At 69.9% G+C, this 15,343-nt stretch carries 14 protein-coding genes; 10 read left to right on the top strand and 4 right to left on the bottom strand.

Annotation, left to right across the window (positions count from 1 at the left end; genetic code table 11):
- Positions 1-38 precede the first annotated feature (38 nt).
- Positions 39-1,313, bottom strand: a complete 1,275-nt coding sequence (locus ACFYML_RS10250) for an APC family permease (protein WP_387420287.1) — start codon at positions 1,311-1,313, stop codon at positions 39-41.
- 62 nt (positions 1,314-1,375) lie between these two features.
- Between ACFYML_RS10250 and ACFYML_RS10245 the strand changes: the two genes are divergently transcribed.
- Both ACFYML_RS10245 and ACFYML_RS10240 read left to right on the top strand, forming a co-directional pair.
- Complete coding sequence (locus ACFYML_RS10245) at positions 1,376-2,149, top strand: ArsR family transcriptional regulator (protein ID WP_387420286.1); 774 nt, start codon at positions 1,376-1,378, stop codon at positions 2,147-2,149.
- Between the two features lie 13 nt (positions 2,150-2,162).
- On the top strand, positions 2,163-2,558 hold the full coding sequence (locus ACFYML_RS10240) for a VOC family protein (RefSeq protein ID WP_387420285.1): 396 nt from the start codon (positions 2,163-2,165) through the stop codon (positions 2,556-2,558).
- 32 nt (positions 2,559-2,590) lie between these two features.
- Here ACFYML_RS10240 and ACFYML_RS10235 read toward each other — a convergent pair whose 3' ends face one another.
- On the bottom strand, positions 2,591-3,334 hold the full coding sequence (locus ACFYML_RS10235) for a glyoxalase (RefSeq protein ID WP_387420284.1): 744 nt from the start codon (positions 3,332-3,334) through the stop codon (positions 2,591-2,593).
- A gap of 180 nt (positions 3,335-3,514) precedes the next feature.
- On the opposite strand from ACFYML_RS10235, the gene ACFYML_RS10230 reads away from it, so the two are divergent.
- From ACFYML_RS10230 to ACFYML_RS10195, 8 genes are all read left to right on the top strand, one after another.
- Positions 3,515-3,958, top strand: a complete 444-nt coding sequence (locus tag ACFYML_RS10230) for an OsmC family protein (protein ID WP_387420283.1) — start codon at positions 3,515-3,517, stop codon at positions 3,956-3,958.
- 276 nt (positions 3,959-4,234) lie between these two features.
- A complete protein-coding gene (locus ACFYML_RS10225; RefSeq protein ID WP_387420282.1) occupies positions 4,235-5,149 on the top strand; it encodes a cation diffusion facilitator family transporter in 915 nt (304 codons plus the stop codon).
- A 216-nt stretch (positions 5,150-5,365) separates the two neighbouring features.
- A complete protein-coding gene (locus tag ACFYML_RS10220) occupies positions 5,366-5,791 on the top strand; it encodes a molybdopterin-binding protein (RefSeq protein WP_387420281.1) in 426 nt (141 codons plus the stop codon).
- A gap of 11 nt (positions 5,792-5,802) precedes the next feature.
- Entirely contained in the window at positions 5,803-6,588 is a 786-nt protein-coding gene (modA, locus tag ACFYML_RS10215; protein ID WP_387420318.1) for a molybdate ABC transporter substrate-binding protein, read from the top strand.
- 17 nt (positions 6,589-6,605) lie between these two features.
- The gene (locus ACFYML_RS10210; protein ID WP_387420317.1) at positions 6,606-7,424 is read left to right on the top strand and encodes an ABC transporter permease; all 819 of its coding nucleotides are present in this window, start codon (positions 6,606-6,608) and stop codon (positions 7,422-7,424) included.
- Positions 7,421-8,524, top strand: coding sequence for an ABC transporter ATP-binding protein (locus tag ACFYML_RS10205; protein ID WP_387420280.1), 1,104 nt, complete (start codon positions 7,421-7,423; stop codon positions 8,522-8,524). The genes ACFYML_RS10210 and ACFYML_RS10205 overlap by 4 nt, the downstream gene beginning before the upstream one ends.
- 333 nt (positions 8,525-8,857) lie before the next feature.
- The gene (locus ACFYML_RS10200; RefSeq protein WP_387420279.1) at positions 8,858-10,981 is read left to right on the top strand and encodes a discoidin domain-containing protein; all 2,124 of its coding nucleotides are present in this window, start codon (positions 8,858-8,860) and stop codon (positions 10,979-10,981) included.
- A 241-nt stretch (positions 10,982-11,222) separates the two neighbouring features.
- A complete protein-coding gene (locus ACFYML_RS10195) occupies positions 11,223-12,857 on the top strand; it encodes a hypothetical protein (protein ID WP_387420278.1) in 1,635 nt (544 codons plus the stop codon).
- Between the two features lie 190 nt (positions 12,858-13,047).
- Here ACFYML_RS10195 and ACFYML_RS10190 read toward each other — a convergent pair whose 3' ends face one another.
- Together ACFYML_RS10190 and ACFYML_RS10185 are read right to left on the bottom strand one after the other, a co-directional pair.
- Positions 13,048-14,091 carry an NAD(P)-dependent alcohol dehydrogenase gene (locus ACFYML_RS10190; protein WP_387420316.1) on the bottom strand — a complete coding sequence of 348 codons (1,044 nt, stop codon included), beginning with the start codon at positions 14,089-14,091 and terminating at the stop codon, positions 13,048-13,050.
- 188 nt (positions 14,092-14,279) lie between these two features.
- Positions 14,280-15,170 carry a helix-turn-helix transcriptional regulator gene (locus ACFYML_RS10185; RefSeq protein WP_387420277.1) on the bottom strand — a complete coding sequence of 297 codons (891 nt, stop codon included), beginning with the start codon at positions 15,168-15,170 and terminating at the stop codon, positions 14,280-14,282.
- Positions 15,171-15,343 lie beyond the last annotated feature (173 nt).

Here is a 15,343-nt window from a genome sequence, read left to right as displayed (position 1 = left end):
CCGGGCCCGGCGACCCGGCCGAGAGCGGAATCGGGCAATCAGGTCGGTCGGGCGGTGCGGGCCAAGCGTAGGCCGCGATAGAGCAGGCCGACGGCGAAGACGGCCACTCCGGCGAGCACGGCGGTGACCGGCAGCGCGGCGACCAGGATCACGCAGCCGAGCGCGCCGAGCAGCTGCAGCGGGCGCGGAAAGCGGCGCTGCCCCGGGGGCTGGGTGAAGGCCGAGATGTTGGCGATGAGGTAGTAGGTGAGCACGCCGAAGGACGAGAAGCCGATGACGTCGCGTAGGTCGGTCACGAGCACGAGAACTCCGACCGCGGCGGCAAGAGCGATCTCGGCGTGGTGCGGCACCCGGAACCGGGGATGTACGGCGGCCAGCCAACCTGGCAGATCGCGTTCGCGAGCCATGGCCAAGGTCGTACGCCCAACACCGGCGATCAGAGCCAACAGTGAACCCAGCGCCGCCGCGGCGGCACCGATGCGTACGATCGGCGAGGCCCAACTCCAGCCGGCGGCCTGCACCGCGGTAGCCAGGGGTGCGGCGGATTGGGCGAGCCGGTCGGGACCGAGCACCAGCAGCAGGCTGAGCGCCACCGTGAGGTAGACGGCCATGGTGATGGCCAGGGCGAGCACGATCGCACGGGGGATCGTGCGTCGTGGGTCACGGACCTCTTCACCCATGGTGGCGATGCGTGCGTAGCCGGCGAAGGCGAAGAACAGCAACCCGCCCGACTGCAGGATTCCGTACCATCCGCCGGACGGTCCCGCCCAGCTCGACAGGTGGGACCAGGTGTCCACTCCACCGGCTACGTTCAGCGCCACCGCCAAGGCCAGTACCGCCAGGACAACCGTGACCAGGACGCGGGCCAGTCGGGCGGTGCGGGTAACGCCCCGGTAGTTGACGGCCGCCAGACCGATCACCGCGGCGAGGGCAACCGGCCGGTGCCATCCGTCGGGCGCGGCGTATTCGGCGAAGGTCAGGGCAATGGCGGCGCAGGAGGCTGTCTTGCCTACCACGAATCCCCACCCGGCGAGGAAGCCCCACCAGTCGCCCAGCCGCTCGCGCCCGTAGATGTAGGTCCCACCGGAGGTCGGGTACACCGCTGCCAACTGCGCGGAAGAGGTCCCATTGCAGTAGGCCACGACGGCCGCCAACGCCAGGCCGATCAGGAGGCCGCTGCCGGCCGCCTCCGCGGCGGGTGCGAAGGCGGCGAACACTCCGGCACCGATCATCGACCCCAGGCCGATGACCACCGCGTCAGAGGTGCCCAACCGGCGGGCCAGCGTCGTGGGGTGGCCTGGGCTGTCCGCCACCTGCAGTGCCTACCTTCCCGCGCGCCTATTAGGTCAAACTGATTTGATGTATTCTGCTGACCATGGCGTCGTCGAGTCAAGCCACCCCGGCGTTCGTACGCCTGGCGGCCCATCCGCTGCGGTGGCGACTGCTGACCGAACTCGCCGACAGCGACTACCGGGTCCGGGAACTGGCGACGCGGGTCGGTGAACCGCAGAACCTGGTCTCCTACCATCTGCGGCTGCTGCGTGACGGCGGGCTGGTCACCGCCACCCGCAGCAGCTTCGACGGCCGCGACAGCTACTACCACCTGGACCTGGATCGCTGTACGGACGCGCTGGCCGAGACCGGCGCCGCGCTGCACCCTGCTCTGCACCGGGCGCCGGCACCCCGCACGTCCCCTGCCGACCTGCAGCGCTCGCCCCGCGTCGGGGTGCTGTTCGTGTGCACCGGCAACAGCGCTCGCTCGCCGATGGCCGAGGCCCTGCTACGCCACCGCACCGGCGGCCGGGCCGAGTCGGTCAGCGCCGGCAGTCACCCCAAGTCCCGCCTTCATCCCAACGCCGTACGGGTGCTGCACGACCAGTTCGGTATCGACATCACCGGCCGGCGCCCTCGGCACTGGGACACGGTGACCGGTCGCCGGTTCGACTACGTGATCAGCCTGTGCGACAAGGCCCGCGAGGTCTGCCCGGACTTCCCGGACCATCCCCGGCGGGCGCACTGGAGCATCCCCGACCCCGCCGCGGCCGGCGACACCGACCAGGCCGGCTACCCCGCCTTTCAGCACGCCGCAGCCGAGATCGACACCCGTATCAGGCACCTGCTGTCTGCCCTTGGCACCCACCGGTCTTGAAGGAGGATCAGCCGTGACCGCACCCGACCAGTACGCCAGCGTCCGCTACGTCGTTGATGACGTCCAGGCGGCCATCGACTTCTACACCACCCATCTCGGCTTCACCCTGAACACCAGTGCCGCGCCCGCCTTCGCCGACGTGGTACGCGGCCCGCTGCGACTGCTCCTGTCCGGGCCGGCCAGCTCCGGCGCCCGCGCCACCCCCGCCGACGCCACCGCCGCCGGACGTAACCGCATCCACCTGATCGTCGACGACCTGGACACCGAGATCAACCGACTGCGTGCCGCCGGCCTGCCATTCCGCAGCGACCTGGTCACCGGCCCCGGCGGACGTCAAATCCTGCTCACCGACCCCGCCGGCAACCTCATCGAACTGTTCCAACCCGCCCACCGCCCGGACGCACCCTGACCGCCTCATCGCCGTCGCGCAGTGGCCAGTGTTCAGGCCGTGGCGGGCATCCACCCCTCGAGCAGCGTGGGGTCGGCGACGGCGGACTCGACCCGATGACGCTCCTCCATGGTCAGGCTGAGTTGCCGAAGCCTGACGCCCCACTCCGGTACCCGTTCCGGCTCCTCGAGTGCCGTCGACAGCTCGATGAGCATGGCTAGCGCCACTCCCTGCTCGACGGCCGGTGCGCCGTCGCCGTGGCGGCGCAGTCCCGAGTTCAGGGCCCGGAAGGCGGCTCGGTCATCGTTCTTGAACTCACGCAGGATCCGCACATTGTCCAGAACCCGGGCAAGCCCCTGGAGCTGCTTGGAGCCGCCGTACTCCAGTTCCGTCGGCTCGTCCCGCTGGATGAAGATGATCGAGTTTCCCGACGGGTCCATGACGGTGAACCGTGAGGCACCGGGCCGGTATCGGGTTATCCGCGGTAGTCCCTTGGCAAGCACCTTCCCGTAGGTGCGGCGCATCGCCTCGGTGAACGCCGCGTGGTACGGCGCGACGCTATCGACCATTACCAGGCATCCGCCGGTGTTCTCCAGCGACGGGTCCACGTTGTCGGCGGCGCGCCCGTAGTGCAGCTCGAACCCCCGCCACCGGAACGCCAGGTACAGGTAGGGCTTCGACTGTTCGTAGGTCACGGCGAAGCCCAGGGCACGCCAGAAGGCCAGGGTTTCCTCCGGTGCCACACAGGGCAGCATCGGCACGACGGTCTCGTTGGGCTGGACACGCTCGTCAAGCATCGTCAGCACCTCTGTTCGACGGGCAGGCGCCGCAGCAGTCTGCCAAACCCGCGACGATCGTGCACATGCAATACATCGACAACTGCCGCACGGACTAGTTAGGGCGTGTCCCGAGGACGGGTCGATCGACCGGCCGGGCCGGTGGCTCGGGGACCAGCGGGCCTGGGTAGCTTCCCTGTCATGAGTGAGGACACCTTCCGCTCGGTGGAGATCGAGCGCACCAGCGTCGGGCAGTACGTCGTGCGGAACGTCCGCGGTGGGTCGATGTCGATGGGCACGGGCCAGGATGCCAGCTTCACGCCGGTGGAACTCCTGCTGGCGGCCATCGGCGGCTGCACCGCGATCGACGTGGACCTCATCACCAGCCGCCGCGCCGAGCCGACTCAGTTCTCCGTTGCGGTCACCGGCGACAAGATCCGGGACGAGGCCGGAGGCAACCGGATGCAGAACCTCACTGTCGAGTTCACCGTGACGTTCCCGGCTGGCGCGGACGGCGACAAGGCGCGCGAGGCGCTGCCCCGGTCACTGCAGCAGTCGCACGACCGGCTCTGCACCGTCTCCCGTACCGTCGAACTCGGCACTCCCGTCTCGATCGTCGAGGCCGGCGGCCCCACCGGGGACTGAGGTCTCCGGGCTACGGCCTCCACCGGCCGGTCGAGGGCCCGTCGGCCATGTTCTCGTAGGGGAACTGGACTGACCAGGCGGCCCTCGACCGGCGCATGAGCACGTCCCACTTCCACCGCGTCGTCCGGGCGAGATCGTCAAACGCCTCGTCGCCCCGTGGACCGCGCACCTGATGACGATGCAGACGCAACTGGGAACGGAACCCATTTCACAGTTGCACACATTGCAATACGAGCATATGTTGGGCAGCGTCGCCAAGGTGGAAGGGATACGGACATGGGTGCGGGTCACGATCATGGGGGTGAGGCGATGCGGGCCGGTGCGCGGCACCGGAAACCGCTCTGGGCGGCGCTGGCCGTTCTGGCCACGTTCATGATTGTGGAGGCCGTCGCAGCCTGGCTCACCGGCTCCCTCGCGCTGCTGTCGGACGCGGCGCACATGTTCACCGATGTCCTCGGGATCGCGCTGGCCGTCGCGGCCATCACCGCAGCCGACCGGTCGTCCCACGGCATCCATCGCACGTTCGGTCTGTACCGGTTGGAGGTCCTCGCGGCCCTGGCAAACGCCGCCCTGCTGTTCGGAGTGGGCGTGTACGTGCTCATCGAGGCGGTACGCCGGATCGGCGACCCACCGCAGGTGCTGGTCGGGCCGATGTTACTCGTCGCCATCGCCGGACTGGTCGCCAACGTGGTGGCGTTCCTGCTGCTCCGGGCCGGCTCGAAGGAGAGCCTCAACGTACGCGGCGCATACCTCGAGGTACTGAGCGATCTCGTCGGCTCGGTCGGGGTGATCGTCGCCGCTGTCGTGATCGCCATGACCGGCTGGCTCTACGCGGACCTCGTCGTCGCGGTGGCGGTCGGCGTGTTCATCCTCCCGCGTACCTGGCAACTCGCCCGCGCCGCGCTGCGTGTGCTGGTGCAGGCGGCCCCGCCGCACATCGACGTGGCAGCGGTCGGGGCGAACCTGATCGACGTGCCCGGGGTGGTCGACGTGCATGACCTGCACGTGTGGACGCTGACCTCGGGCATGGATGTGGCCTCGGCGCACCTGAGCCTGCGTGCCGGCGCCGAGCTGGGGCCGGTGCTGGCGGCGGCGCGGGCCCGGCTGCACGACGGGTTCAGCATCGACCACTGCACCCTGCAGGTGGAACCGGCCACGGCGGAGAAGGTGTGCCACGGCGTTCAGTGGTGACCGGCCATGCCTCGCTCGGCGAAATGCGGACGCAGCACGTCGTCGGCCGGTGCGATCAGCGTGCGGCCCGCGTGGTCGAAGCCCTGGCGGCCCTCGTCGCCCGGTCGCCGGTCCTGCGTCCATCACGCAGATGCGGCACCTGACACGCTCCTGCGGCCGAAGATGCGGACAGGTCCGCGGTTTGGCTTGGCAGGTGCCGGACGTTAGGGTGCCTGTGTGACGGCATTTCGGATCGGTGAGGCAGCCGAACTGCTCGGGGTCAGCCCGGACACGGTCCGTCGTTGGATCGACGCCGGACGGTTGGGCGCGACCCGGGATGACCACGGCCACCGGACGATCGACGGGGTTGAACTCGCCACGTTCGTCAGCGGTCAAGCCGGTGCAGCGGACGGTCGAGCCGACGCGTCGTCGGCGCGGAATCGGCTGCGGGGCATCGTCACCGCGGTGGTGAAGGACACCGTCATGGCGCAGGTGGACATCCAGGCCGGGCCGTTCCGGCTGGTGTCGCTGATGAGTCGCGAGGCCGTCGATCAGCTGGACCTGCAGGTCGGTTCGGTTGCGGTCGCAGTGATCAAGTCGACCACGGTGGTGGTGGAGAGATCCACCCCGGCCGTGGCGAACAAGGGGAGGACCGCCACGTGACATCGCATAGCATGCGCACCCTGCTGACCGCACTGGCGGTGTCGGCGCTGGTCGCGGTGACCGGCTGCGGCGGCAACGACACGACTGGTGCACAGGCCGACACGAACGCCAGCGCGGGTGTCACCGGCACGGTGAATGTGTTCGCCGCGGCGTCCCTGACCGAGACGTTCACCAAGCTCGGCAGGGACTTCGAGGCCGCACACCCCGGCGCCACGGTGAAGTTCAACTTCGCCGGCAGTTCCGCGCTCGCGACGCAGATCAACCAGGGCGCGCCGGCGGACGTGTTCGCGTCCGCGGCGCCGACGAACATGAAGACGGTGACCGACGCCGGCAACGCCGACGGCACCCCGACCACGTTCGTGAGGAACCAACTCGTCATCGCCGTGCCAGCGGGCAACCCGAAGGGCGTCAAGGGCTTGGCCGACCTGACCAGGCCCGGGGTGAAGGTCGCCCTGTGCGCCGAGCAGGTTCCCTGCGGCGCCGCAGCGAAGAAGGCGCTCGACACCGGCGGGGTCAAGCTCACCCCGGTCACCCTGGAGCAGGACGTCAAGGCCGCGTTGTCGAAGGTGAAACTCGGCGAGGTCGACGCCGCCCTGGTGTACCGCACCGACGCCAAGGCCGCCGCGGCCGACGTCGAGGGCATCGAGTTCCCCGAGTCGGCGGGAGCGGTCAACGACTATCCGATCGTCGCGCTGAAGGAGGCCAGGAACGCGGCCGGCGCGAAGGCGTTTGTCGCCTACGTGCTGTCCGACCCGGGGAAGGCGGTGCTGACCGAGGCCGGCTTCCAGGCCCCGTGACCGACACCGACGCCGTCGTGGCGGGCCGGCCCGAGGGCACGCCGTCCCGTCGCGGCACCCGGCAGGTGCCCGCCGCACTGCTGCTGCCCGCCGTACTTGGACTGTTGTTCCTTGTGCTCCCGCTGGCTGGGCTGCTGATCCGGGCGCCGTGGGCAACGCTGCCGCAGCGGCTGGCCACACCCGGCGTGCTCACGGCCCTGCGGCTGTCCCTGCAGTGCGCCACCCTGGCGACGCTGCTGTGCCTCGCCCTCGGCGTCCCGCTCGCGTGGCTCCTCGCCCGGGTCGAGTTCCCCGGCCGGCGGTTGGTCCGTGCGCTGGTCACCGTCCCGCTGGTGCTGCCGCCGGTCGTCGGTGGGGTGGCGCTGCTGCTGGTCTTCGGCCGCCGCGGCCTACTCGGTGGCTGGCTCGACAGCACGTTCGGCATCACGCTGCCGTTCACCACGACCGGCGTTGTGCTGGCCGAGGCATTCGTGGCGATGCCGTTCCTGATCATCGCCGTGGAGGGCGCGCTGCGCGGGGCCGACCGCCGGTACGAGGAGGCCGCCGCGACGCTCGGCGCCGGCCGGTGGACGACGTTCACCCACGTGACGCTGCCGCTGGTCGCGCCTGGGGTCGCCGCCGGGGCTGTGCTCTGCTGGGCCCGCGCACTGGGTGAATTCGGTGCGACCATCACCTTCGCCGGCAACTATCCCGGCACCACGCAGACCATGCCACTGGCCGTGTACCTGGCCCTGGAGACCGACCTGGACGCCGCCATCGTGCTCAGCCTCATCCTGCTCACCGTCTCCGTGGCCATCCTCGCCGGGCTGCGCGACCGCTGGATCAGCAGCACATGACCACCGTTCCCGAACCCGTCACGGCGGCCCGGACGCGCGTCGACGGCCCGCTGCTCGACGCGCACCTGGTCGTCGACCGGGGCACGTTCCGCCTCGAGGTCGCGCTGCGCATCGCCGCCGGGGAGGTCGTGGCGCTGCTCGGCCCCAACGGCGCGGGCAAGACGACCGCCCTGCGCGCCCTCGCCGGCCTGCAACCGCTCACCGACGGCCACTTGGCGCTCGCCGGCGGCGACCTGGACCGCCCCGAGCGCCGGGTGTGGACGCCGCCCGAGGACCGACCGATCGGCGTGGTGTTCCAGGACTACCTGCTCTTCCCGCACCTGACCGCCGTGGACAACGTCGCGTTCGGACTCCGCCGACGCGGCCTGGACCGCCGGGCGGCGCGTGCCGGGGCCGAGTCGTGGTTGGCCCGGGTCGGCCTTGCCGACCACGGCCGCCGCAAACCCCGGCAGCTGTCCGGTGGGCAGGCGCAGCGGGTTGCGCTCGCCCGCGCCCTCGCCGTCGACCCGACCCTGCTGCTGCTCGACGAGCCGCTCGCCGCGCTCGACGCCCGTACCCGCCTGGACACCCGCGCCGAGCTGCACCGCCACCTCACCGCCCACCCCGGAGCGGCGCTGCTGGTCACCCACGACCCGCTCGACGCGCTCGTGCTTGCCGACCGGCTGGTCATCGTCGAGGACGGCCGGGTCGTGCAGGAGGGCGACGCCGCCGCGGTCACCGCCCGGCCCCGCACCGACTACGTCGCCCGCCTGGTCGGGCTCAACCTGTACCGCGGACGGGCCGACGGCCACACCGTCCACCTCGCCGACAGGTTCACGCTCGCCTGTGCCGACCGGCTCGACGGCGACGCCTTCGTGGTCTTCCCGCCGGCGGCCGTCGCGCTGCACCCCCAGCGGCCCGACGGCAGCGCCCGCAACACCTGGCCAGCCACGATCACCGGGATCCAGCGCCACGGCGACAACCTGCGCATCCAACTCGCCGGACCGATCACGGCCGCCGCCGATGTCACCCCGGCCGCCGCCGCCCACCTGCGGCTCACGCCGGGCCAGCAGGTGTGGGCCGCGGTCAAGGCCACCGAAACCCAGGCGTACCCAGCCTGACCTGCCCACCGCAGGACACTCGTGACCGCCGCCCCGGCAGCGGTAGGTCATGCCCCGCACCTGGGGCTCTGGCACGCCGCCCGGTCAAAGGTCCTTGACGGCGCTGCTTCCCATGCGTTAGAGCTGTAAATATTTCAACGCTTGGATGAAGTGGCGAATCCTCGCGCCGTGCGCGGAAAAGGTTCCGGTTCCGGGCGCTGCCGAGACATGCGACGAAGGGATCACGAGGTGTCACGAAGAGGGCTAGGCGTCGGCTTGGTCACTGCACTGTCCCTACTCGCGCTGTGTCCGGCCGAGGCGTCCGTCGCAGCGGGCGTGCCGGCAGGGGTGTCCGTGTATCTCACCGACCTCGGCACCAACACCTACCTGTCGCGCCAATCCAGCGTGGCGTGGCATGGCGGGCGGGCCCCGGACGGACCGACGATCACCGTCGACAGCCAGCGGCGGTATCAGGAGATCACCGGCTTCGGGGCGTCGTTCACCGACTCCTCCGCCTGGCTCGTCGGCACCCGCCTCGACAACGAGCAGCGCGACGCGGTGATGCGCGACCTGTTCAGCGGCCAGGGCATCGGCTTGAGCTTCCTGCGCCAGCCGATGGGCTCCAGTGACTTCGCGGTGAACGGGAACTACTCGTACGACGACATGCCACCCGGCCAGACCGATCCGGCACTTGCGCATTTCTCCATCGACCACGACCGGGCATACATCATCCCGCTGCTCAAGCGGGCCCGGCAGCTCAACCCGAAGCTGACTGTGATGGCGTCGCCGTGGAGCCCGCCAGGCTGGATGAAGACCAGCGACTCGATGATCGGTGGGACGCTCAAGCCGGACGCCTATCAGCCGCTGGCCGACTACTTCGCGAAGTTCCTCGAAGCGTACGGGGAGGCGGGGGTTCCGGTCCGCTACGTCACCCCGCAGAACGAGCCGCTCTACGTACCCTCGGGATATCCGGGTATGTCGCTCAGCGCGGAGCAGCAGAACAACCTGATCAAGAACTACCTCGGCCCGGCACTACGGGACCGCGATCTGGGCACAGAGATCCTTGGTTACGACCACAACTGGGATGTCGTCAGCTATCCGGAAACCATGTACGCCGACCCGGCCACGGCCGGGTTCGTCGCCGGCACAGCGTGGCACTGCTACGGCGGTGACGTGCGGGCTCAGGCCGTGTCGCACAACGACTATCCCAACAAGCCGGCATGGCACACGGAGTGTTCGGGCGGCACGTGGGAGGGCGACGAGCAGGCCGGTTTCGCCGGGGCGCTGGGCCTGATTATCAACAGCACCCGTGACTGGGCAAGGGGTGTCATCCGCTGGAACATGGCCCTGGATCAGAACAACGGACCGACCAACGGCGGTTGCCTGACCTGCCGCGGCGTGGTGACGGTCGCGCAGGACGCGGCCGGCCACTGGTCGTACGCCAAGACGGTCGACTACTGGGCCCTCGGTCACGCCAGCAAGTTCGTGCGTCCGGGCGCCCGCCGGGTCGCGTCCAACTCCTTTGGGGCCGGTGACGTGCAGGACGTCGCCTTCGTCAATCCGGACGGCTCCACGGCGCTGGTCGCGTTCAACTCCGCGAACAGCCTAAAGACCTTCCGTGTGCAGTGGGGCAACAAGTGGTTCACCTACCGCCTTGCCGGCGGGGCGGCAGCCACGTTCACCTGGACCGGCACCCAGCCTGGCCCGGTGGACCCGGCCGCGATCGGCTCGGTCGACATCCCGCTCGAGAACCCGGACGGGACGCGAGCGTTGATCAGCTACGACTCCGGGATGCTGGCTCACCAGGCTCAGGTGCGGGTCGGCAACCAGTGGCTCGGCTACACGCTTCCCGCCGGAGCGTCGCTCACCGCGTCGACGACCGCGGTGCCGTTGTCCCGGGGCGCCTGGACGGTGTCGGCGTCAGCGAGCAATGCCACCGAACCAGCTGGTAATGCGATCGACGGCGACCCGGCAACGCGGTGGAGCACCGGCCGCGGCATGCAGCTCGGCGACTGGTTCCAGGTCGACCTCGGCTCGGCGCAGACGTTCAACCAGGTCGTCCTGGACACGACTGGCAGCAGCGGCGACTCCCCCCGGGGGTACGAACTCTTCGTGTCCAACGACGGCACGAACTGGGGCCAGCCGATCGCGACCGGACCGGGCAGCCCGGTGAACAAGATCCTCATTCCACAGGTCACGGGCCGCTACATCCGGGTGGTGAACCAGGGCGATGCCGGCAACTGGTGGTCGATCCACGAGCTGAACGTGCTCGGGCCGACCGGTTCGGCGAGCGTGGCGGCAGGCTCGGACAGTGGCGTTCAGCGCAAGACGGCCGTGCTGCCCGACGGCACGCAGCTTCTCGTCGTGTACAACTCGCGCCGCTCGGTCGCCACGTTCGACGTGCCGTGGGGAGACACGACCTACGCCTACCGCCTGCCGGCCAGCGCCGCCGCGATCTTCACGACGCGCCGAGGCTGATCAGTTGGCGCTGTGCCGGCCGGCGCATCCCTGGCCGGCACAGCGAAGCGGCGCTTCGGGTGATGCAGCAGGTCTCGGAGCCGGAACCAGCCCGACCGCCGTCAACCGGTACCGGCCAGCGAGCCCCTCAACGGACTCGACGAGCACGGCAGCCAGGGGGACCACGGGTTCGGTCGGAACGCTCTCCTGCACGACATTAGCGTGGGAGAGTCGGCGCAGAGCCTCACCCGAAGGAGGAGGAGTGCCGAGCCGTTGGCGCTTGTTGGCGCTGCTCGGGGTCGCCGCCATTTTTCCGCTGGCCGAGTCCCTCGTGCTCGTGTTGATCGGGTTCCGGCAGGCGGAGGGATTGATCGGGCAGAGTTCGGCGGTCTGGCCGTACGACTCCTACCACGACATGCGCTGGCTGCTGGTCTACCACAATTCCTGGTGGGTGTTCGGGCTCGGCCTGGTGGGGGCGATCGTGCTGCGCGGGGCGCTGTCCGCGGTGCTGGTCGGCCTGTCCTGGCCGGCCGGGAGGCGCCGGCCATTACGGCGGACCCTGCTGCTGCGCAATCTCGGCGTGGCGGCGTTGACGGCCGCCATCGTCGCGCCGTTCGCCGGGCTCGCGGTGGCCGCGTCGGTGGTGTCGCTGTCCTGGGTTCTGTTCGCCTCGCTGATCCCCATGGTGATATTGGCCCCGTTCCTGCAGCGGATGTCGGTGGGTGCGGGCTGGTGGCGTGGCCTGCCGACGCTGGAGCTGTTCGGCTGGTCGTCGCTGAACTTCGTGGTCATCACCGTGGCCGGTGGCCTGGTGTGGAGCGCGGCCGAGACGTGGACGCCGGTCGTCGCCGTGGCCGTCGGGATGGTCAACGGCCTGCTGTGGAACCGGACCGTGCGGGCGGCCGTGCTGCCCTCCCACGTACGGTTGCGGCGGGTGCCGGTGGTACCGATCGTCGTGGTGCTGGTGCTGCTCGTCCCGCTGGCGGCGCAGGTGCTGACCCGGAGCCACCCGCAGACGTACACCTTCTCGCCGCCGATCTTCAATCGGCCGTTGCCCGCCAACGTTCCCTATGCGGTGATCCTGCTCGCCGGGCACAATTCCGCGTACGACGGCCGAGCCGCCGCGGATCCGAACGTGGAGAGGTTCTCGTACGAGGGGCTGGACTCGGGTGGCCGTCCGCTGCCGTACCGGTCGACCGCCACCCACCGGTCGCTGACGTCCAGCGCGCAGTTGCTCGCCGCGCAGGTCGAGGCGGTACACCGACGGTCCGGCCGGCCGATCGCCCTGATGGGGGAGAGCGAGGGGGCGATGGTGGCCCGCACCTACCTGCGGGGCCGGCCGGCGTCACCGGTGACGGCGCTGATGATGTTCAGTCCGCTGGTGCGTACCGGACGGGCGTACTATCCGCCGCCGAACGCCGGGTCGGGATACGGGGTGGCGACCGGTTGGCTGCTGCGGGGCATGTTCGCGCTCGGGAACGCGGGCACCGCAATCGACGTGTACCCGGATGAGCCGTTCATTCGTTCGCTGCTGGAAGATGCGCCGTTCTATCGTTTTCAGCTCATGTGCCCGATTCCAGGTGTCCGGGTGATCGCCTTCCTGCCGACGGTTACCGCGGCTGAGTCGACACCGGGTCTGTTCACCAAGATTCCGGTGGTCGAGGTGCCGTCCTTCCACGCGGAGTTTCTTGGCCGGCAGATGGTCGAGGAGGAGGTGTTGGACTTCCTTGCCGGCGAGAATGTCAGCCGCGTCCGTGCCGAGTACGGCCTGCTTCAGCGGCTTGGGGCGGCCTGGCAGGCACCCCTTCTGACGGTGGACGCGAATCCGGTGTGGCGTCCCAAAGCGCCGCCTGGACCATCGTTCTCGTCGGGCCGGATCTGCGGTCCGGTCCGGTGAAGAACACCCTGGCGTCCGTCACCTGCCAGCGGCGCGAGTGCGTCCGGCCGGCGCATCCGGTGGCCAGGACGGCGGTGACCATGAGCGGCCAGTCGGGCGTGGTGGTCGGTTTCCGGTCGGGGACAGTGGGTGCCGGGGGCTCCGCCCGGCCGCGGGGTCGGCCGGGCGGAGCCGGTCTGGGGACCTCGGCTCAGCCGAGGGTGGTGGTGTCGATGACGAATCGGTAGCGGACGTCGGAGCCGAGGACGCGGTCGTACGCGTCGTTGATCTTGTCCGCCGAGATGAGTTCGACGTCGGCGCCGATGTGGTGCTCGGCGCAGAAGTCGAGCATCTCCTGGGTCTCGCGGATGCCGCCGATCATCGAGCCGGCGTAGGAGCGGCGAGCGCCGATGAGGGAGAAGACGTTGAGGGTCAGCGGTTCGGCGGGGGCGCCGACGTTGACGAGGGTGCCGTCGACCGCGAGCAGGCCGAGGTAGGCGTCGACGTCGATGTGCGCGCTGACCGTGTTGATGATCAGGTCGAACCGGCCGGCGAGCTGCTGGAAGGTGTCCGGGTCGCTGGTGGCGTGGTAGTGGTCGGCACCCAGGCGGAGTCCGTCTTCCTGCTTCTTCAGCGACTGGGAAAGCACGGTCACCTCGGCGCCCAGGGCGTGGGCGATCTTGACGGCCAGGTGCCCCAGCCCGCCGAGGCCGACGACGGCGACCTTCTTGCCCGGGCCAGCGCCCCAGCGGCGCAGCGGCGAGTAGGTGGTGATGCCCGCGCACAACAGCGGCGCGGCGGCCGTGAAGTCGATTCCCTCAGGCACCGACACTACGAAGTCGGCGTCGACCACGACGTGGGTGGCGTAGCCGCCCTGGGTGATGGTGCCGTCCCGGTCGACACCACCGTAGGTCGGCACCATGCCGCCCTGGCAGTACTGCTCTTCGCCGTTGCGGCAGTTGATGCACTCCCGGCAGGCGTTCACCATGCAGCCGACCCCGACCCGATCCCCGACCTGGTGGCGGGTGACCTCGGAGCCGACCTCGGTGACGATGCCGACGATCTCGTGGCCGGGCACCAGCGGGTAGGGCTGGGGTCCCCAGTCACCGCGAACGGTGTGGATATCGGAGTGGCAGATGCCCGCGTACCTGATCTCGATGAGCACGTCGTTGGGGCCGACGTCGCGCCGCTCGATGATCGTGGGGGCCAGCGGCTCGGACGGGCTGGGTGCTGCGTAAGCGTGGACACGCATGATGTTGCTCCTGGTTCTTCGTGACGAGGTTTGGCCGCGGGGCGGCCGGTTGCCCGTGCGGGCACCTGACGCAGGGCGTCAGGGTGCCACGTCGCGCAGGATGGCTGCGTTCATCGCCATCCAGGAAACCTCGGCTGCGGCCCGCTGGGGAGTCTCTGCTGAAAGGTGTACTGGCAGGGCACCCCAGAACATCACTCCGCGACAGCGGTTTGTGCGCCGGCGTCCGCTTCCTGTGAGGCGGCCCAGGACGCGAGCAGGCGCAGCGCGTCCTCGGACGGGGAGCCGGGCTCCGCGGTGAAGATGGTGAGAGTGAGGCCGGGCTCGGCGACCATTTCCAACCCTTCGTAGGCGAGGGTCAGGTCCCCGACGATGTGATGGCGGAAATACTTGGCGCCGGTGCCGTGGTGCCGGACGTCGTGGGCTCCCCAGCGCTTCCGGAACTCGTCGCTGCAGGTGGAGAGTTCGCCCACGAGGTCATGAAGATCCTTGTCGTGCGGGTCGCGGCCGGCTTCGGTGCGCAGGATGGCGACACAGATGTCGGCGGCGACGTCCCAGTCCGGGTAGAAGCGGTGCGCTTTCTCGTCGAGGAAGGTGAACCGTGCGAGGTTGGCGGGCCGTTGCGGATCGGCGTACACGTCGACGTAGAACGCGCGGGCGAGCCGGTTCGCGGCGAGCAGGTCCATGCGGCCGTTACGGACGAACGCGGGACCTTGGGTGACGGCGTCGAGGGCCCACTGCAGGCTGGGGCGTGGCGACCACTGCCGTGCCGTCCGGCGCCGGGGCCGCATGAGCGCACTGCTGCCGTCCGCGGCTCGGGCGAGGTCGAGCAGGTGGGCCCGCTCCGCGTCGTCGAGTTGGAGCGCCCGTGCGATGGCGTTCAGCACACCAGGCGATACTCCGGCGAGCGAGCCCCGTTCGAGCTTCGAGTAGTACTCGATGCTCACCCCGGCCAGCGACGCGACTTCGCTGCGGCGTAGCCCCGGAACCCGCCGGTTGGGACCGGCGGGCAGACCGGCCTGCTCCGGGCTGATCTTGGCGCGCCGCGAGACGAGGAACTCGCGGACCTCTGAGCGGTTGTCCACGTCTCGACCGTACGTGTCACGGCTGGCCGGTGGGGTGCCCTGTCAGTACACCTTCCAGGAGAAACTCCCTGAGCGGGCGCTGCCGGGGTTTGCTGGATGGCGATGACGGCAACCACCGGCCGCGCCCAGCGGGAGTGACTGTCGTCGTCCTCGGCGGGGTCCTACGCCCGGCT

The sequence above is a fragment of the Micromonospora sp. NPDC007230 genome, assembly GCF_042869115.1.
Taxonomy (GTDB): domain Bacteria; phylum Actinomycetota; class Actinomycetes; order Mycobacteriales; family Micromonosporaceae; genus Micromonospora.
The sequence above is the reverse complement of the archived record's forward strand: the minus strand, read 5'-3'. Positions and strand labels throughout refer to the sequence as shown.